An 18,785-nucleotide genomic window follows, 5' to 3' on the forward strand; every position below is an offset into this window, starting at 1 on the left:
TCCTTGCTTCAGCGGTCGCCGCGCTCGGCGAGCTTCTTCGCCACGAAGGCGTCGATGGATTCCAGCGAGGTGAGAATGTTCTTGAGGAAGTCCTCGTCCTTCAACTGGATCGAGAATTCCTCCTCGATGGATCCGAGGAGCTGGACGTATCCGAAGGAATCGATCACCCCGGCCTTGAAAAGGTCGCTCCGGTCGGTCAGTTCTTCATCGAATTCAACGAGAAACTGTTCCTCGATCATGTTCCGTAGCTGCTGGGTTCGACCCATGGCTCATACCCCGCTTTTCGTCAGAGTTCCCCGAGGACTGTAATTGGCAATACTTTTCACCATGCGGAGGAGCGAGGTTCCGCCTATTTCCTCGCACTCCAGGGCGGCGTCACGTTCGAGGAGATAGCGAACGCTTTCTGTCCATCGAACGGGTTCGACGATCTGCCGGCCCAGCAGCTCCGGAATCATGCGCCCCTCGTGGGGGCGTGCACTCGCGTTGGACATCACGGTCACCGAGGGTTCCGCGAAGGTGAATTCTCGGAGAAAGGCCTCGAACGCGGTGCGCGCGGATTCCATGGCGCGCGAGTGGAATGCGGCACCGACCCGGAGCGGGGCGAAGCGGATGCTCCTTGCCCGCAGCGAGGCGTGGGCGGCCCGGAGGGCGTGGTCGGCGCCGGCGATCACGACCTGGGTGTCGGTGTTGTGGGCCGCCACGTCCACCCCCTCGACGCCGTCGGCGCCCAGCACCTCCAGGAGCCGCTCGACCGGGGTGTTCATGACCGCGGTCATACCGCCGCCCGAAGCCGCGGCCATCAGCTCGCCGCGCTTCTTGACGATGCGGAGACCGGTCTCGAAGTCGAAGACCCCGGCGGCGAGGAGCGCGTTGTACTCCCCGAGGCTGTGCCCGAGATAGCAGTCGGCGGGCCGGCCCTCCCGGCGCTCCCGCTCGAAGGCGTGCAGCGCGTTGACGGTGAAGAGGGCCGGCTGCGTGCACTCCGTTCGGGCGAGCACGTCGTCCTGGTTGTCGCGGCAGCGTGCGGGGAGGTCGTATCCGAGGAGATCGCAGGCGAATCGGGTGATGCCCGGATAGTGGCCGAAAACATCTGCACCCATGCCCCGGAACTGCGAGCCCTGACCAGGAAAGAGAATCGCGAACACCGTGTGACGCCTCCTGGATCTGCGCCGAGCGATTGGCTCGACCCACTCGGAAATGGCGGTTTCGATCATGTTGACCCAGACCCCTTGCTGGGTGCTGGCCGGTTCGCTGGCGCTCCGGCGCAAGGCCTTGCCCGAATCCCTGCCGTTCGCTTGCCGGTGCCCGGGGCCGGGGTTCCCGAAGGGGCGCGGCCAAAGGCCCGTACCAAGGGATCCGGGCCGCCGGGACTCGCCTCGTGTCTATCGGGAATTCACCGCATGCATGGCCGGTTTCGCGTCACACGGCGACTCTGCACCGTTGACATCCGCGCGAGCATCACCCTATAACGCCCAGTGTCCATGACCACCCGGAAAATCCCTGCGGATGAGACCACTGTTCTAAGGTGTATTCACCGATGAAGTCTCAGGCGTGAGAACGTGTAGGGCAGGAGAATATGTTTGTGCATCAGCCCGACGGGGCGTCGCCGCCCTCATCGCCGTCGGCCCCTACCGGGCCGGCGCTTCAGGTGCTGGGGCCCATGTCGGCCCGGTACCAGCGCCGCGACATCCCGCTCGGACCACCACGCCGCCGGGCGCTCCTGGCCCTCCTCCTCATCAGGCTGGGCCGCGTCGTCCCCACCACGGTGCTCATCGAGGAGCTGTGGCGGGATGCCCGCCCCCGGCAGGCTGTCGCCACCCTGCAGAGTCACATCTCCCACCTGCGCAGGGCCCTGGCCCCGGCGGCCGGCCCCGGCAGGTCCGCGATCCTGCGCTACCAGGCCCCGGGGTACGTGCTAGAGCTCGCGTCGGACCAGGTGGACGCGTACCGCTTCGAGCAGCTCTTCTCCACCGGCCGCCGACTCCTCGCGGGGCAGAACCCCCTGGCGGCCCGGGAGCACCTCACGCGGGCGCTCACGCTCTGGCACGGCTCCCCGTACGCGGAGTTCCTCACCCACCCGTCGCTCGCCGACGAGAGCACCCGTCTTGAGCAGATGCGGCTCTCCGCCCTCGAATCGTCCGCGGAGGCCGGACTCCTCCTGGGGCGGACCGCCGAGGTGGTCGCGGAACTGGAGCGCGAGGTCCGTCAGCACCCGGCCAGGGAACGCATGGTGGGCCACCTGATGACCGCGCTGTTCCGGTCGGGCCGACAGGCCGAGGCGCTGAAGATGTACGAGTGCACGCGGAGCTACCTGGTCGAGGAGTTCGGGGTGGACACGAGCGCCGATCTCCAGCGGCTGCACACCGCCCTCCTCCGACAGGAACTGGGAGGCCAGCGTGGGCGCGGCGCGCCGGGCGGTCCCGCTCACCCCGGAGCGACCGCGTTTCCGCGGCAGGTCCGGACAACGATGTCCAGCACGGTCGCGCGCCCAGCCGCGCCCTGCCCGCCGGCCGAACCGGCCCTACGTCACCAGGAGGCGCCGGACCGTCAGGAACGCGGGACGCCCGGCCGTTCCGCCGCCCCTTCGCCCGTGGCGGATGAACCCGGGATCGCCTCTCCTTTGATAGGCCGCGAACGGGAGGTGAATCTTCTGGTCGCCGCCATGGCCGAAACGGCTGCCGGTCACGGACATCTCGCGTGCGTGCTCGGTTTCTCCGGACTCGGGAAAACGCATCTCGTGATGGAACTGGTCCACCGCCTCCGGGCCCTGGACGAGAACATCGAAACGATCCAGAGCAGTAGTTTCTCCGGCGAGGGAGTTCCGCCCTACTGGCTGTGGACCCAGGTGCTGCGCCGGCTCTCGGCGGCACGGCCCGAGGCCTACCGGGCCGCCGCCGCGCCGTTCGCCGCGCTGCTGGCACCACTGCTGCCCGAGTGGTGGCCGGGCCCGGACGGCGGACGCGGGCCGGGCGACCCGCCGAACCCCTTCCGGACCCACGACGCGCTCTGCGAGATCCTGCTCGCCCTGGCGGCGCAGCGACCCCTGGTGCTGCTCCTGGAGGACGTGCACCGGGCGGACGCGGCGTCGCTGGACGTGCTCCGCCTGCTGGCCGACCGCCGACAGGGGCATCCGCTCGGCATCGTGCTGACCGGCTGGGATCTGGAGACCTGGCCCGACAGCTCCCGGTACCCGACGATGGCCGGGATACTCAGGGGCCCCAACACGCAGATCCTGCGGCTCGGGGCCCTGACTCTCCCCGAAGTCACCGCCCTGGCCGAGGCGCACTCGGGGCCGGGCGTCGACCGGCGCATCGTGGAAGCGCTCCACCGGCAGTCCGTGGGCAGCCCCTCCTCCGTGCTCCAGATGCTCTCCCTCCTCCGCGAGGCCGGAGACCTCCAGGACCCCGGCGCCGCTGACGCGTTGACCGGTCTGGTCGTCCCGTGCGCGCGCAAGGTCCTCCGCCAGGAGTTCGCCCAACTTCCGGGACCGGTCCTGCGACTTCTACGGCTCTGTGCCATCGCCGCACCCGACATCGAACTGGATTCCGTGTGCCGCGCCGCAGGCGGCGAAGGCGCCGCGGCGATCGTGGAGTCGGCGGTCCGGCACGGGCTGCTCGTCTCCGGGAAGCCGCCCGCCGGCCGGTTCCGGCTCGCCCCGCCGCGTGCCCGGGAGGTGCTCGTGGGCGGGCTCACCGAGGAGGAGAGCCAGAAGCTGCACGCCGCATACGCGCACGCCCTGTCCCCGCGGTTCGCCGAGGAGATCCCTCCGGAGCGGAGCGACCGCATCGCCCACCACGCCTGGCGCGCCAAAGGCGCCATGCCTCCGGAGCGGGCACTTCCGTGGTTCCTGGCCTCGGCCGAGAACGCGGGGGCGCGCCTGGCCCCGGACGACCGTCAGATGTGGCTGCGCCGTGCCATCCACCTCATCGGCCGCATGCCCGACGATGCGGCCGCCCGCGGTCTCGCGCCGCGACTCCACAGTGAACTGGCCCATCTGCTGAGCCACGTACGCGGGTTCGGCGACACCGAGGCCGAGACGGCGATCCTCCGGGGCTACGCCCCCGGCGCGCACCCGCACCGGGCCGACGATCCGGCGCTCCTGTCGATGCTGAGCGCGTCGCTCCTCGTCCGCGGACGCTACGACGAATCGGGACGGCTGACCGACCGGCTGAAGGCCATCGCCGCACGCACCGGCGATCCGGCGGCCCGGCTGGGCGCGGTGTACGGCGAGGGGATGGCACTGTTCATCCGCGACCGGCTGCCCGACGCGCTGCGGTTCTTCGAGCACGGCGTGGAGCTGTCCGAACGGCTGGAGCGCGAGGGCCGGCTGCCGGACGGAATGTACCGGTCCGATCCGCGCGTCTACTTCCGCACCCACGACGTCTTCGCCCGCTGGCTGACGGGGGAACGCCCGGCGGCCGCCGAGCAGTGCCGTCGCCTTCTGAGGCTGACGCAGTGGGGCGACAGGCCCTGGGACCGTGTCCAGGCGCTCTACGTCAACGCGATGGTGGCCGCCTGGGAGGGCGATCCGGACGCGGCCGGGGAGTTCGGGGCGCAGGGCGTGGAACTCTCCGTCGAGCACGGCCTGTCCTCCTGGGCGGCCCTGCTGCACGTCCCCCTGGGCTGGGCCCTCACGTACGCCGGACAGCGGGAGGGCATCGCGCAGATGATGAACGCGCTGACCGAGATGCGGCTGTCCCGGACGAGAATCCACCTCCCCCTCCACCTGGGCCTGCTGGCCCAGGCTCAGCATCTCGCCGAGCAGCGGGAGGGCGCCATGGACACGCTGCGCACCCTGCTCGCGGTCGTCGAGCACCACCGCGAGTACGTCTACCTCAACTCCGCCCTGCCCTCCACGCTCCTGCTCGACGAGCTTCTGGGCAAGGAGACACGTGAAGCGGCGGGCGCGGTCGAGTAGGCGCTCGGCGTCAGCGGGGAGCCAGGAGGAGAACCGTGGTCGTGACGGCGGCGGCGGAAGGTGGTCGTCACCGAGGGTGACTGCCGACCAGGAGCGCCCGAGCCACCGCGCCGAGTGTCAGCCGATGTCGGAAGCGGAGGGGGTGACGTCCTGCTCGGCCCAGACCAGTTTGCCGGTGGGCGTCCGGCAGGAGCCCCAGCGTCGGCACAGCATGTTGATGAGCTGCAGGCCCCGCCCGCCTTCATCGCTGAGCGTCGGGGGCTGAATATGCGGAAGGTCCGCTCCCGTGTCGGTGACTTCGACCGTCAACCGGTCGTGTCGCAGCAGCCGCAGCTGACCGGGGCCGCCTCCGTACCGCAGGGCGTTGCCGACCAGCTCGCTCACGACGAGCTCGGTGGTGTCGGCCAGCCCGGCCAGGCTCCACCGGTCGAGCTGCTCCCTGACCAGCCGGCGGGCGGCGGAGGCGGCGGTGGCGTCGGACGGCAGCTCCCAGACGACGACGTCGCCCCCGCTGGGGGCGGAGCGGCTGGTGGCCATCAGCATGACGGCCTCGTCAAAGCGGGTGCCGAGCCCCGCCCCGGACGTGACCAGAGTGCACAGGCGAGCGGGATCGGTCCGCGACACGGTGTCGCGCAGCCTCTCCAGCTGGGTTTCCACATCATCCGTTCGGGTCTTGAACAACCCGTCGGTGTAGAGCACGAGCCGGCTGCCCGGGGGTGCCGGCAGGCGGACGGAGGTGTACGGGATGACGCCGGCGCCGAGCGGTGCGCCCGGCGGCACGTCGACGTGTGTGGCGTACCCCGCGGCGTCGACCAGCAGCGGTGGCGGATGTCCCGCACTCGCCAGGGTGTAGTCCCGGGTCGCAGGATCGTAGACCGCGCAGAGGCAGGTGGCGACCTGGTCGTCGTCCAGGTCACGGGCGGCCAGGTCCATGCGGGCCAGGGTGTGCTCGGGGGCGATGTCCAGGGCCATGAGCGTGCGCGCCACCGTACGCAGCCGTCCCATGGTCGCCGCCGCCGACAGCCCGTGGTTCATGACGTCGCCGACGATCAGGGCACTCCGGCCGCCCGGCAGGGCCACCACGTCGTACCAGTCCCCGCCGACGCCGCTCGTGTCCGTCGGCGGGGCGTAGCAGGCGTCGACGTCGAGGCCCGGTGTGCTCGGCATGGCACGCGGGAGCAGGCTGCGCTGGAGGGCGACGAGGCGCTCCCGCTCCTGCCCGTACAGGCGTGCGTTGTCCAGGAAGACAGCCGCACGCGAGGCGAGCTGTGTCGCGAGCGCGAGATCGGTGTCGGTGAAGGAAGGCCTGTTGCCCGCGCGAATGAAGTCGGCCACCCCCAGCAGCACGCCCCGGGAGACCAGCGGCACCGCCATGTAGCTGTGCACTCCCCCGTCGCGCAGCAGGACCGCGGCTTCGGCTGTCGGAGCCACCCATCCGTAGTCGTCGGCGCTCAGCCGGGCGATCAGCACGGGCTCCCGCTCGGTCAGGCAGCGGTCCACCGCCCTCTCCTTGTAGACGGAGATCTCCCCGACCGCGTCCGGTTCCAGATTCGCCAGCGCGTCGATGACGGCCACGGCGATGGCCCGGGTAATGGTCGGCTGGGCGTCCGCCCGCACCCCCTCCTCACCGCGGAGCACCGACTCCAGCAGGTCGACGGCCCCGCCGTCCGCCAACCGGGGCACGGCGAACTCGACCAACTCCTGTGCTGTGCGCTCAAGATCGAGCGTGGTCCCGATGCTCGTACTCGCGTCGTTGAGCCACTCCAGGTGGTCGCGGATCACGGAACGGCCGGCCGATGTCGCGCTTCGGCGGTGCCGGGAGAGCGTTGCCGCGGCCCCGCTCCGCGCACGCAGCGGGCTCCGTCTGCGATCGCCTTCTCGCACGAACGAGCCTCCCGTCCAGCGTCCGCCTGGCTGGATAGAACCATACCCCCGCACGTACACGACGGCGTCCTTTCGGTGGTGGTTCACCACGTCAGCCCATCCCCGCGCTCCGCAGCCGCCGACGGAGGACGTCCCCGGGCCGTGTCACCACGGCCAGCCGCCGCGGGCCCGGGGGCTTCCGGGCCCGCGGCGGCAGGCGGTGTTCCGTGCGTACGGCGGTCAGCCGGCGAAGCAGAGCGGCTGGCCGCCGGTGAAGGCGAAGCAGGAGACCTGGCGGGAGGTCGTGCCGCTGCGGCCGCCCCGGTCCGTGACGGTCAGCCGCACGTCGCCATCGACGTACCGCTCATGGTCTGGGTGCCGCCGCCCATCCGTGTGGAGACGATGGAGCCGCCGGGGGCGAACAGGTCTGGGCAGCGGCCGTGGTTGGAGAAGCTGGAGCGGCCGTCGTTGCTGTCGGTGGAGCCGAGGGTGATGGCGGCGGGCAGCCGTGCGGGGCTGGTGTCGCAGGCGTCCCGGTTGTCGTTGCCCGCGGCGACCGCGACCGGGATCCCGGCGTTGATCGCGCCCTGGGCCGCGTCGTCCATGGCCCGGTCGCTGCCGCCGCCGAGCGGCATGTTGGCGACGGCCGGCTTCCGGGCGTTCCGCGCCACCCAGTCCATGCCCGCGACGATCTGCGAAGTGGAGCCGGTGCCCTGGCAGTTCAGAACCCGGACGCCGACGAGCTTCGCCTTCTTGGCGACGCCGTAGCTCTCGGGGATCGCGCTCTCCAGGGTGCGCAGCACGTCGAAGACAGCGCGCCCGCCTCCCGGCGTGAACATCGCGGCCCCGGGGCACGTACCTCTGACCGAGGCCATCGGAACAGGGACACCGACGAAGGGAATGCCGCGATGAGCGCAACGCAGGAGCGCCGCCTCCTCGGACGCCGCACGGTCGTCGCCGCGGTGGGAGCGGCCGGAGCGGCCGGAGCCCTCACCGCGTGCGGGGGGTCGGACGGCTCGGAAGGGTCCGACACGGTCGAGCAGCCCGGGAGCGGCGACGGGAAGGGCACAGAGGTGCTCGCCTCGACCACGGACATCCCGGAGGGCGGCGGGGTGGTCTTCGCCGCGCAGAAGGTCGTCGTGACCCAGCCGCAGCCGGGCGAGTTCAAGGCGTTCTCGTCCGTGTGCACCCATCAGGGCTGCGCGGTCAAGGACGTCTCGGACGGCACGATCACGTGCCCCTGTCACAACTCCACGTTCGACGCCGCCACGGGCAGCCCGACCGGCGGGCCCGCCACCCGGCCGCTGCCTGCCCGGAAGATCACCGTCGAGGGCGACTCCATCAGGCTGGCGTAGCCGCCCCTGCCCCCGGGCCTACGCGCTGTCCGCTATCCGCCGCCCGCCGACACGCCCGCGCCCGCCGCCCGCAGCGCCTGCACCGCGGCGCGGACCGACGGGCGGCGGTCCGCGTCCGTGCGCCAGACCGCGTGGACGTGCCGCCGCATGGTCTGCCGCACCGGCACCAGTCGCACCCCTTCGGGGACCGGACCGCGCCCCAGCCGGGGCGCCACGCAGACGCCGAACCCGGCGGCGATCAGTGCGAGTTGCGTGTGGTGCTCGCCGGCCAGGTGGGCGATGCGCGGCTCGATGCCCCGGGACCGCAGGGTGAACATCAGCCACTCGTAACAGAATTCGCCTTCGGGCCAGGACACCCACGGGTCGTCCGCGAAGTCCTCCAGCTCCACCTCGTCCCGCTCCGCCAGCGGATGTCCGGCCGGCATCGCGATGTCCGGTGCGTCGTCGAGGAGTTCGGCCTTGGCCAGCCCGCCGGGCACGGGCAGCCGCTTGTTGCTCCAGTCGAGCACGACGGCCAGGTCGACGTCGCCGCGGAGCACCGCGCGCAGCCCCTGCTCGGGCTCCAGCTCACGGGTGCGGACGGCGAGGTCGGGGTGGTCCGCGCGCAGGGAGGTGAGCATCGCGGGGAACAGCCCGCGGGCCGCGGTCGGGAAGGCGCTGATCCGCACCTCGCCGACGACCTCGCCGCGCTGCGCCTCGATGTCCGACTGGGCCAGCTCCACCTGCGACAGGATCCGGGCGGCGTGGTCCGCGAGCAGTCGGCCGGCATCGGTGAGGCGGACGCCGCGGCCGTTCTTCGCGAGCAGCCGCTGCCCCACCTCTCGCTCCAGCTTCGCCATCTGCTGCGAGACCGCCGACGTCGTGACGTGCAGCCCGTCGGCCGCTCCGCTCACCGAGCCGTGCCGGGCGAGGGCGTCCAGCGTGCGCAGCCGCTCCAGGTTCAACATATAAGCAATGCTACGCGAACAAGCACAGAAAGATTCGCTTGTCCTACGACGTCATCTTGGTCAGGGTGGACCTCATGAGCGCTCCCTGCGAGCCCGGGGCCACGGCCCCGGCGCCAGCACCTCCCCCGCCGCCCGCCCCGACCGCCCCGGCCGTCCCGACCGCGCCCGCCGCGCGGCGTCCGGCCCTCGACTGGCGGATCCGGTTCGCGGGGCTCTCGCTCATCTGGGGGTTCAGCTTTCTGCTGATCAAGGTCGGCACCGAGGGCTACGCCCCGTTCCAGGTCACGTTCGGCCGGCTGCTGGCCGGTACGGCGGTGCTGGTCGCCGCCATGGCGATGCGTCGGGAGCGACTGCCGCGCTCCGCCCGGACCTGGGGGCACCTCACGGTCGCGGCACTCCTCCTCAACGCGCTGCCGTTCTCGCTCTTCTCCTACGCGGAGCTGACGATCCCCTCGACGCTGGCCGGGATCTGCAACGCGACCTCACCGCTGTGGGGCATGGCGCTCTCGGGGGTCGCCCTGTCGGAGGACCGCCCGACCCGCCGCCGGGTGGCCGGCCTCGGCGTCGGCTTCCTCGGCGTCCTCACGGTGCTGGGCGCCTGGCAGGGCTTCTCCGGCCTGGATCTGCCGGGTACGGGTATGGCGCTGCTCGCCTCGTTCTGCTATCCGGTCGGCTGGATCTACGTCCGCCGCACCCTGGCCGGAACTGGGTCGTCGACGCTGGCGCTGACGGGCAGCCAGCTCTTCCTCGGTACGTTGCAACTTGCCGTGGTCACACCGCTGTTCACCTCGGCCCCCACGTCCTTCCCGCTGCTCCCGACCCTCTCGGTGCTCGCCCTGGGCGCGCTGGGCACGGGCCTCGCGGTACTGCTCCAGTACGGCCTGGTCCAGGAGGTCGGTCCGACGACGGCCCAGATGGTCACGTACTTCATCCCGGTGATCGCGACGGCGGCGGGCGTCACGCTGCTCGGCGAACAGCTGAGCTGGAACACCCCGGTCGGGGCTCTGATCGTCCTCGTCGGGGCGGCCCTCACCCAGAGTCGGGCCCGCCCTGCCGCCACTCCGGGGCCCGCGGCCGACGCGCCGGGCGCGGCCGGCCGGGCCGACGCACCCGGCGCGGACGCGGGCGGCTTCAGCCGTAGCTGACCGGCCGCGCGGGGCCCGCGGCGGCGGCCACCGCGTCCGCCAGCGGCCCGATGTCCGCCGCGGTCAACGGGGAGACGGTGAGCCGCACCCCCTGGGGCGTGTCCAGCCGGAAGCGGGCCCCGGGCGCCGCGGCCCAGCCCGCGTGGAGCAGCCGGGCGACCGCCCCGGTCTCGTCGCTCACGGGCACCCACACGTTCATTCCGCTGCGGCCCCGGGCCACCACGCCGCGCTCCGCGAGGGCGTGGACGAGCGCGTTCCGGCGGTCGCCGTAGGACCGGGACACCGCACGGGTGTCGACGGCGCCCGAGGTCCACAGATGGAGCACGGCGCGCTGGAGCAGCCGGCTGACCCAGCCGGGCCCGAGCCGCTGCCGCCCCGCCACCCGGTCGACCGTGACGGCGTCCCCGGTGAGTGTGGCGACCCGCAGGTCAGGACCGTACGCCTTGGCCGCCGACCGGATGAACGCCCAGTGGGCCGTCGCCCCGGCCAGCGGGTGCAGCGGCAGGTCGACGATGGCGTGCCCGTGGTCGTCCTCGATCAGCAGCACGCCCGGGTGGCGTCCGAGGACCGCGCGCAGCTCCCGGGCGCGCGGTGCGTCCAGGCACGCGCCGGTCGGGTTCTGCGCCCGGTCGGTGACGACGAGGGCCCGCGCCCCGGCCCGCAGCGCCCGCTCCACATCCGCGGGCAGCGGGCCGGAGTCGTCCACGCCGACCGGGACGGCGCGCAGCCCGAGCGCCGGTACGAGATCGAGCACACTGCCCCAGCCGGGGTCCTCCACCGCCACCGCGTCGCCCGGCCGGAGGTGCGCCGCGAGGACCCGCTCGATCGCGTCCAGGGCTCCGGACGTCACGGCGACCGGCCCGGCGGGGACCCCGTCGGCATCCAGCATCGCGCGGGCGTACGCGGCGAACTCCGCGACCACGGCGGCCTGACCGTACAGGCCGTGGTTCGACGCGTCGGCGGCGGCCGCCGCGGCGAGCGCCGGCCCGAGGTCGGGCAGCAGCTCCGGATCGGGGTTGCCCTCGCCGAGGTCCCGTACGCCGGGGGGCGCTTCGATCCGCAACGATCCGCGTGACGTGCTGGCCGGGGCCGGACGCACCCGACTGCCTCGGCGTCCGGCCGTCTCGATCACGCCGCGCTCGCGCAGCGTCCGGTAGGCGGCGGCCACGGTGTTGGGATTGACCTCCAGGCGCGCCGCCAACTCCCGCATGGGGGGCAGAACTTGACCGGGCGGGAGGTCTCCGGAGCCGACACCGCGCTCCACACTGGCGGCGATCTCCGATGCGCGCCGCCCACTGATCCGATACTCTCCTAGCACAAACAATAGTATGCACTAGTGCAATGGAGAAAGCAATGCAGCACACCGCATCGCCCGACGGCACGGGCTCCGGCGTCGCCGCCCCCTATCCGCCCACCGACCGCACGGTGCCCACCCGGGCCAAGGAGCGCGCCTCCTACGACCGCGAGCTGGTCCACTCCATCCTCGACGAGGCCTACCTCTGCCACCTGGGCTTCGTACGCGACGGCGCCCCGGTCGTCCTGCCGACCCTCTTCGGCCGGATAGGGGAGCGGCTGTACGTCCACGGTTCGACCGGATCGCGACCGCTGCGGTCGGCGCGGAACGCCGACCCGGGGCTGCCGGTCTGCCTGACGGTCACCCACGTCGACGCCCTCGTGCTGGCCAGGTCCGCCTTTCACCACTCGATCAACTACCGCTCGGTGGTGGTGCACGGCACGGCCGTGACGGTGACCGACCCCGAGGAGCGACGGCTCGCCCTGGACGCGATCGTGGACCAGGTCGTGCCCGGCCGCTCCCAGGACTCCCGGCCGGCCGACGCCAAGGAGCTCGCCGCGACGGCGGTGATCCGGCTGGACCTGAACGAGGTGTCCGCGAAGGTCCGCACCGGCGGACCCAACGACGAGCCCGAGGACAGCACCCTCCCCCACTGGACCGGCATCGTGCCGCTCACCCGGGGCTACGCGGCGCCGGTCCCCGCGGACGACCTGGATCCGGCCATCGGCGTACCGGACTACCTCTCCGCACTCTGACGGAGGTCGCGGCGGCCCCGGCCGCCGCGACCGGCCCCGCAGGGCAGGGCCGTCACACCGCCAGGGCCTCCTTACGGCGGGCCGCCGCGCCACGCGCCTCCGCGAGGGCCAGTCCGGCCACGGCGGTCAGCAGGAGCAGGGTGCCGAGGACCGTGGCCGCCGTCAGTCGCTCCCGCAGAACGGTCACCGCGATGACGGCCGCGCTCACCGGCTCCAGGAGCATGATCACGGAGACGGTGGCCGAACGGACGGCGGCCGCACCGGCGAAGTACAGCGCGTACGCGAGCGCGGTGGGGACCGCCGCGACATAGACCAGCAGCCACAGCACCTGCCCCGCCTCGGCGGTGTGCGGCACCAGCCCCTCGGCCGCGGCCATGGGCAGCAGGCCCACCGCTCCGATGCCGAACGCCCAGGCACTGGTGGTCAGGGCGTCACCGCCACCGCCGTCCCGCCCGAGCAGGCGGGTGAGCAGCGTGATGCCCGCGTACCCGGAGGCCGACAGCAGCGCGAGCAGCACCCCGGCCGGCACGACGTCGCCGCCCTCGCCGCCCAGGACCAGCACCACGAGCCCGGTCAGCGCCCCGGTCACGGCGGCCAGACCACCCCGGCCGAGGCGTTCGCCCAGCAGCACGCGCGCCCCGACGGCGATCAGGACAGGCCCGGCGCCGAGCGTGACGACGGTGCCGACGGCGAGGCCGGTGACCTCGACCGCCGCGAAGTACGCGGTCTGGAACAGGGTGAGACCGATGCCGGTACCGAGGAACCGGAGCAGCCGGCGACTGTGGGGCTCGGGCTTCCGGGGCGCCCGCCGGGGGCGCAGGGCGAGCGCCCCGGCGAGCAGGAGGAGACCGCCCGCGCAGCGCCAGAAGGACAGGGCGAGGGGGCCGAGATCGCTGACCCGGAAGATCAGGGACGCGGCCGCGCCGGCGGTGCCCCAGGCGACTCCGGCGATGATGAGATACAGCAGGCCGCGCCCGACGGGCAGCACGGAAACAGCGGGGATGGACATGTGACTTCTCCGGAGGAGGACGGGGTGGCAGGCCGCTCGGTTCCGCACGCGGGCAGCGACGAGCCGCTCGGGGACTGCCCGAGCCCGGGTCTTCGTCAGGAGTGGCCGCCCGCGCTAGGCGGCGGGCGGCGGCAGCACAGTCAGATGCATGGCCGGCACACTAATGCCGGGCCCGGTCGCCTGACAACTCGCCCTCGACGGCTCCGGCCGCCAGGTCCGTGCCGGCTCCGGAGGCAACGGGACCCGACGGGGGCCTCGGCGCGGCGGACTGGGCGATGAACGCGCCGGTCAGGACGGTCAGTCCGCCGATGAGCTGCGGTGCGGAGAGGTGTTCGCCCAGGAGCACCCAGGCCAGGCCGGTCGCGATGACCGCTTCGAGGCAGGCGACGACCCCGGCCACCTGGGGCGAGAGCAGCCGGACCGAGACGACCCCGGTGACGTACGCGAGCACGGTGGCGAGCAGCACGATCCAGCCGAGCAGAAGCCAGGCGGGGACCTCCGCGCCGTTCATGCCCGCCTCGCCGGCGAGCAGCGACCATTCCATGCCCCAGGGGCGGGCGACGACGGTGAGGACGGCCGCGCCGACGATCAGCCCGTAGGCGATGACGCCGACGGGGTGCGGAGGCTCGGCGTGCTTGTCCCCGCCGTCCCGGCCGTCCTGCCCGCCGTGGTCGGAGAGGACGAAGTAGCCGACCTGGCAGCAGGCCGCGCCGAGGGCGAGCACCAGGCCGAGCAGGTCGAACTTGAGCCCGGACCAGACCTCGACGACACACGCCAGACCGCCCACCGCCAGCACCACGCCGACCGCGGCGGCCCGGGTGACGGGCCTGCGCTGGACGAAGCGGACCCAGCCGAGGACCAGCGCGGGCGCCAGGTATTCCACCAGGAGCGCCACCCCGACCGGGATGCGGGAGATGGAGGCGAAGTAGAAGGCCTGGACCCCCGCCACCGCGAAGAGGCCGAACCCGGCCAGCAACGCGGGGCGTTCCCGTACGAGGTTCCGATGGCGCCAGGCGACCGGAAGCATGATGACGGCGGCGCCCGCGACGCGCAGCCAGACCACGTGCAGCGGGTCGAGCCCCGCCTCGATCAGCGGCTTGGCCGCCACTCCCGAACCGCCGAACGCGAAGGCCGAGACCAGCGCGAGGCCCAGCCCGGCACTTCTGCCCTGAACTCCCGAAGACGCGTGCATCGGCACATCATGGCAGCAGTCGTCAGGACCGTCACCCCCGTGACACCTGTCGAGACGGCACTCCGGCCGCAGCCGTGGGAAGGGGCTCGCGCATCGCCGCCAGGGGGCGGCTCACCCGTGTCGCGCCGCGTCGGCCGTGAGTACGACCACCCGGTCCGCCAGCCACCGCGCGTCCACGCCCCCGCGGGCGAGCACCTCCACCGCACGGCACTCGGCGTCGGCGGCCAGTGCGGCGAGCAGATCGAGGCCGGCGGCGCGTGCGGCGCCGCGCGCCGCCGCACGGTACAGCGCGCCCTCCATCGCGGCGAGGGCCGAGGGCGACCAGCCGTCGACCGCCGGGTCGCGCACCACCGGAACGGCGCCGGAGTCCTCGACGGAGCCCTGCCAGCGGAGCCCGTAGCCGATGCTGCGCTGGACGAGGTAGCCGAGCACCTTGGCCAGGTGGGGCCCGCCGTCGAAGACCTCGCGGACGTCGGGGTCGGTCTCGATCAGCGAATGCAGGAGGTGGGCGGTGTCGATCTGCCGGTCACCGTCGCGCAGCGCACGCCTGCGCGCACCCGTCAGCACCGATGCCAGTTCCACGGTGAAGCGGGCATCGAGTTCGGTGGGGTTCGGTGCGAGCTGGTCAGGCAGGCGCGGCGTCCGGTTTTGCACACCTCTACCCCATCAGTCCCACGACCGAAAAGCATCCCCGGTGCGGCCCATTGAGCATCCCACCGAAGTTGGGGAGACCGAAGCGGTCCGTCATCCTTGCGGATGAGATCGCGCGCCGAACGGCACCATCATGACGGTCCGGAGCGCGCGCCGCCTTGCATCTCGCGCCCCGGGGCAACCGCGGGCCCCGCGCGCACGTCCCTCACGCCATACACATGGTGCGGGGACGAGAGGGGAGGAACGGGTGTTCTGGATGGTCGCACTGCTCGCCCAGGACGGGCTGCAGTACGTCTACCGTGTGTACGCACCCGACGACGCCCTGCCCGCCGATCTCTTCTGGACGGCCTTCCACTGTCACGACGAGGGCCCCCACCCCCGCGCGTCCGACAGGTTCGACGCCGCGGCGATCTGGCGGAGCAGACAGACCCAGCAGACCTGACGGCTCATCGGTATTGAAGGCCGGCGCGGCCCGGCCGGACCGGAGCTCGCGGCCACCTCTGACGAGAACATGAAGCTCATGACCGGTGCCCGATAAACCATTGGCCCCCTCGACAGGGCCCTGGTTAGGCTGACGGCGTTCCTCGGACCGTTCTGGGCCTCCGCGCCCCGGAAGAGAGAGATTTTTATGTTCCGGCCCGCGCCGCGCGCGCCTCACCGCACCGTCTAGCCAGTAGTCCGTCTCTCTCCCGCCTCCTTCTCGGACGGCGTCCGGACGTGACTCTCCGGTGCACTGAATCAACCCCTGCCTCCGCACGCTTATCGCGTCGTACGGGGCGGGCGTCTTCGTCGAGGCCGCTCGGCCTGCTCTTGCTGTCATCACCGACTTCCCAGCAAGGAGCACCTCGGGTGTCCAGCACCAACGAAACTCTCTCAAGCACTCCACACACCGCCCTGAACAGCGTCTTCTCCTGCGCGTGGTGCGGCCGGACCGGGTCCGCCGTCGGCGACGACGGCACGCGGCGCAATCACTGCCCGTCGTGCCTGGGCTTCCAGCACGTTCTCGACCCGGTCGAGGGCGGCTCCGGTGACTGCCGGGGCCGGATGTCGCCGATCGCCGTCGCCGTGCCGCCCACGGGCGGCTGGGCGGTCATTCACCGTTGTGCGCGCTGCGACAAGCTGACCTCCAACCCCGCCTTCGCGGATGACAACCAGCTCATCCTGATGCGGCTGGCCGTACGGCCACTGGCGCAACCCCCCTTTCCGCTCGAAGCGTTCGGCGACCTCTGAACCGGAAGGAAGGGAGAGGACCGGCCATGCCGAGACGAGCGAAGAACACCGGCCGCCGCGCCCGGACCGCACGGCGGCCCCAGCGGTACAAGGACGTCCTGCACCGCCAGGGAGGGCACCGGGGAAACGCTTTCCGGTGCGCGGGCTGCCGGCTGGACGTGTCCCTGGACGCGCCCGGCACCACACACCGCAATCACTGCCCGAACTGCCTGGTCAGCCTGCATGTCGACCGACGGGTGCCGGGCGACCGGGCCGCGGACTGCCACGCCCGGATGGAAGCGCTGGGCATGTCGGTCAGGGCCGACGGCGAGTGGATGATCATCCACCAGTGCGTATCCTGCGGTGAGCTCAGCGCCAACCGCATCGCCGGTGACGACAACGCACTGGCCTTGGTACGCCTGGCGCTCAAACCCCTGCGGGACCCCGGTCTCGCCTCCCGCATGCGGCTCGCGCCATGACCCCCGGCCGTCATGCGCGGTGCCGTGTCACGACGCTCAGGGTTCCTGCTCCCGCCCCCTGCGGATCACAGGCGATCCCGTCCTGTCGGGACTTCAGGGACGACCCGGCGGGAGCGGCTCCCGGGGCGGGGCTCCGTAACGGGCCGCCAGGGTGGCGGCCCGGTCGCGCAGGGCGCTGCGCAGGGACTTCGGGGCCAGGGCCTCCGCATCCGTGCCGAGCCGCCACAGCGCCCATTCGGCGTGCCGTGCGTCCTGGAAGGTGACCTCCAGCCGCGGCCAGCCGTCCGTGTCGGGATCTTCCGCGCGGACGGCCAGCACGGTGCCCAGCAGTTCCTCCCGCCGCGCCGGGCTCACCCGCACCAGCACGGTGAGGTGGTCGCCGCCGGAGAGGAAGCGCGCGGAACGGTCCCGCCAGATCCGGTCCAGGTCGACCCGGTTGGGCCGCTGGGCCGGTTCGGGGAGTTCCTCGGCGGCCAGCACACGTGACAGCCGGTAGGTGCGGTCGGCGCCGGCTCTCGTGGCCAGCAGATAGCCCCGGTCCCGTACGGTCACCAGGCCGATCGGGTCCACCGTGCGCCACTGCGGCGCCTGGCCCGTCGCCGCGTAGTGGATGCGCAGTTTGCGGCCGGAGAGCACGGCGCGGCGGACCTCGATCATGGTGGTGCCCGGTACCCGGTCGGCGACCGGCCGACGTGAGAGCAGATCGGTCTCCGGGTCGACGAGGAACCGCTGGGCGGCGTCGCTCGCGGCGGCCTGATGGCTCTCGGGCAGCGCGTCGACCACCTTCCGCATGGCCGAGGCGAGCGCCGGTCCGAGCCCGAACACCTGCTCTCCGCGCCCCGATCCGGCGGCCAGCAGGGCGAGGGTCTCGTCGTGGTTCAGGCCGGTGAGCTCCGTCCGGAAACCGGGCAGCAGGGCGAACCCGCCGTGCCGGCCGCGTTCGGCGTAGACCGGGACTCCGGCCGCGGACAGCGCCTCGATGTCGCGCAGGACGGTGCGGGTGGACACCTCCAGCTCGCGGGCCAGCGTGTCGGCGGTCAGCCGGCCGCGCCGGCGCAACAGCAGTACCAAGGAGACCAGTCGGTCGGCGCGCATGCGGGAACGGTAGCGAAATACATGACCAAGGGTGTCGTCATTAGTTGGGAGGCTCCCCGTACGAGGTCGAATCCGGCGACTGCCGAGCCGCCGGACCTCCGTACCCCCTGAATCGAATGGAGCCGAAGTGGCACTGGAACGAACGGCCGTCAACCCCGTGACGTGGTCGGTGGACCTGGGGTTCAACCAGGGTGAAGTCGTTTCCGGGCAGACCCGGACCCTGTACATCTCGGGCCAGACGGCGATGAGCGACGACGGCAAGCCCCAGCACGACGGAGACATGGCGGCGCAGCTGACGCTGAGCGTCGACAACCTGGAGGCCGTGCTGAGCGAGGCGGGCATGTCTCTCGCGCATCTCGTCCGCCTCAACGTCTACACGACCGACGTCGATCTGCTCCTCCGGCACTACGGCGCGCTGGCGGGGCGGTTGGGCGCGGCCGGGGTGGCGCCGGCCAGCACCATGGTCGGGGTGACGCGACTGGCGGTCCCCGGCCTGCTGGTCGAGCTCGAAGGTACCGCCGTCGCGTGACGCGGCCCCACCGCCCGTGCCGTTCCCGTCGCCCGAACCGGCGGGAGCGGTACGGGCGGTGAGCCGGATTCCGGGTGCTTCGCGTGAGGGACGCCGAGGAGCGCCACCCGGTCGCACCCGGGTGACGCCGGCTCCGGGCGGCGGCCTCACCCTCCTTTATTGCCTTTCGTAGCCCGCACGCCAGGAGCTAACGTTCCCGCGACGAAGGATCCCACCAGGAGCGGAGAGACATGCCCGGTCGTCCGAGCGCGCGCTGACGTCGTAGCCGGACCGGCCCGTCATCGCGTGCTGCCCCTTGAGGTCGCGGCACAGCGAGCCCTTTCCCGCCCGCGTGCCCGGGTGCG

General features: G+C 72.3%; 18 protein-coding genes. 8 read left to right on the plus strand and 10 right to left on the minus strand.

Annotation, left to right across the window (positions count from 1 at the left end):
- Window positions 1-8 precede the first annotated feature (8 nt).
- Entirely contained in the window at window positions 9-266 is a 258-nt protein-coding gene (locus PSQ21_RS03355) for an acyl carrier protein (RefSeq protein WP_274028904.1), read from the minus strand.
- 3 nt (window positions 267-269) lie between these two features.
- Entirely contained in the window at window positions 270-1,145 is an 876-nt protein-coding gene (locus PSQ21_RS03360) for an ACP S-malonyltransferase (RefSeq protein ID WP_274028905.1), read from the minus strand.
- A gap of 515 nt (window positions 1,146-1,660) precedes the next feature.
- Here PSQ21_RS03360 and PSQ21_RS03365 point away from each other — a divergent pair.
- Window positions 1,661-4,918, plus strand: coding sequence for a BTAD domain-containing putative transcriptional regulator (locus PSQ21_RS03365; protein ID WP_274028906.1), 3,258 nt, complete (start codon window positions 1,661-1,663; stop codon window positions 4,916-4,918).
- Between the two features lie 117 nt (window positions 4,919-5,035).
- On the opposite strand, the gene PSQ21_RS03370 is transcribed toward PSQ21_RS03365, so the two are convergent.
- Window positions 5,036-6,700 carry an ATP-binding SpoIIE family protein phosphatase gene (locus PSQ21_RS03370; RefSeq protein ID WP_274028907.1) on the minus strand — a complete coding sequence of 555 codons (1,665 nt, stop codon included), beginning with the start codon at window positions 6,698-6,700 and terminating at the stop codon, window positions 5,036-5,038.
- Between the two features lie 416 nt (window positions 6,701-7,116).
- Entirely contained in the window at window positions 7,117-7,620 is a 504-nt protein-coding gene (locus tag PSQ21_RS03375; protein ID WP_274028908.1) for a S8 family peptidase, read from the minus strand.
- Between the two features lie 69 nt (window positions 7,621-7,689).
- Here PSQ21_RS03375 and PSQ21_RS03380 point away from each other — a divergent pair, with 69 nt between their 5' ends.
- On the plus strand, window positions 7,690-8,136 hold the full coding sequence (locus tag PSQ21_RS03380) for a Rieske (2Fe-2S) protein (protein WP_274028909.1): 447 nt from the start codon (window positions 7,690-7,692) through the stop codon (window positions 8,134-8,136).
- A gap of 32 nt (window positions 8,137-8,168) precedes the next feature.
- Here PSQ21_RS03380 and PSQ21_RS03385 read toward each other — a convergent pair whose 3' ends face one another.
- Entirely contained in the window at window positions 8,169-9,083 is a 915-nt protein-coding gene (locus PSQ21_RS03385) for a LysR family transcriptional regulator (protein ID WP_274028910.1), read from the minus strand.
- 74 nt (window positions 9,084-9,157) lie between these two features.
- Here PSQ21_RS03385 and PSQ21_RS03390 point away from each other — a divergent pair, with 74 nt between their 5' ends.
- Entirely contained in the window at window positions 9,158-10,228 is a 1,071-nt protein-coding gene (locus tag PSQ21_RS03390) for a DMT family transporter (RefSeq protein ID WP_274028911.1), read from the plus strand.
- Here PSQ21_RS03390 and PSQ21_RS03395 read toward each other — a convergent pair.
- Window positions 10,215-11,546, minus strand: coding sequence for an aminotransferase class I/II-fold pyridoxal phosphate-dependent enzyme (locus PSQ21_RS03395; RefSeq protein ID WP_274028912.1), 1,332 nt, complete (start codon window positions 11,544-11,546; stop codon window positions 10,215-10,217). The genes PSQ21_RS03390 and PSQ21_RS03395 overlap by 14 nt on opposite strands.
- Window positions 11,547-11,581: 35 nt before the next feature.
- Between PSQ21_RS03395 and PSQ21_RS03400 the strand changes: the two genes are divergently transcribed.
- Window positions 11,582-12,277, plus strand: a complete 696-nt coding sequence (locus PSQ21_RS03400; protein ID WP_274028913.1) for a pyridoxamine 5'-phosphate oxidase family protein — start codon at window positions 11,582-11,584, stop codon at window positions 12,275-12,277.
- A 52-nt stretch (window positions 12,278-12,329) separates the two neighbouring features.
- Here PSQ21_RS03400 and PSQ21_RS03405 read toward each other — a convergent pair whose 3' ends face one another.
- The 3 genes from PSQ21_RS03405 to PSQ21_RS03415 form a co-directional block, all read right to left on the minus strand.
- A complete protein-coding gene (locus PSQ21_RS03405; RefSeq protein ID WP_274028914.1) occupies window positions 12,330-13,286 on the minus strand; it encodes a DMT family transporter in 957 nt (318 codons plus the stop codon).
- A 160-nt stretch (window positions 13,287-13,446) separates the two neighbouring features.
- Window positions 13,447-14,478 (minus strand): EamA family transporter, encoded by a 1,032-nt coding sequence (locus tag PSQ21_RS03410; protein ID WP_274028915.1) that lies wholly within the window; start codon window positions 14,476-14,478, stop codon window positions 13,447-13,449.
- Window positions 14,479-14,589: 111 nt separating this feature from the next.
- A complete protein-coding gene (locus PSQ21_RS03415) occupies window positions 14,590-15,132 on the minus strand; it encodes a Clp protease N-terminal domain-containing protein (RefSeq protein ID WP_274028916.1) in 543 nt (180 codons plus the stop codon).
- Window positions 15,133-15,376: 244 nt separating this feature from the next.
- Here PSQ21_RS03415 and PSQ21_RS03420 point away from each other — a divergent pair, with 244 nt between their 5' ends.
- The 3 genes from PSQ21_RS03420 (at window position 15,377) to PSQ21_RS03430 (ending at window position 16,817) form a co-directional block, all read left to right on the plus strand.
- Window positions 15,377-15,571 (plus strand): hypothetical protein, encoded by a 195-nt coding sequence (locus PSQ21_RS03420; RefSeq protein ID WP_274028917.1) that lies wholly within the window; start codon window positions 15,377-15,379, stop codon window positions 15,569-15,571.
- Window positions 15,572-15,978: 407 nt separating this feature from the next.
- Window positions 15,979-16,359, plus strand: a complete 381-nt coding sequence (locus PSQ21_RS03425) for an RNHCP domain-containing protein (protein ID WP_274028918.1) — start codon at window positions 15,979-15,981, stop codon at window positions 16,357-16,359.
- 26 nt (window positions 16,360-16,385) lie between these two features.
- Window positions 16,386-16,817: an RNHCP domain-containing protein gene (locus tag PSQ21_RS03430; protein ID WP_274028919.1), complete on the plus strand. Its 432-nt coding sequence runs from the start codon at window positions 16,386-16,388 to the stop codon at window positions 16,815-16,817.
- Window positions 16,818-16,910: 93 nt separating this feature from the next.
- Here PSQ21_RS03430 and PSQ21_RS03435 read toward each other — a convergent pair whose 3' ends face one another.
- Entirely contained in the window at window positions 16,911-17,912 is a 1,002-nt protein-coding gene (locus tag PSQ21_RS03435; protein WP_274028920.1) for a helix-turn-helix transcriptional regulator, read from the minus strand.
- Window positions 17,913-18,045: 133 nt separating this feature from the next.
- On the opposite strand from PSQ21_RS03435, the gene PSQ21_RS03440 reads away from it, so the two are divergent.
- A complete protein-coding gene (locus PSQ21_RS03440) occupies window positions 18,046-18,441 on the plus strand; it encodes a RidA family protein (RefSeq protein ID WP_274035630.1) in 396 nt (131 codons plus the stop codon).
- The last annotated feature ends 344 nt before the right edge of the window (window positions 18,442-18,785 follow it).

This window comes from Streptomyces sp. MMBL 11-1, assembly GCF_028622875.1.
Classification (GTDB): Bacteria; Actinomycetota; Actinomycetes; order Streptomycetales; family Streptomycetaceae; genus Streptomyces.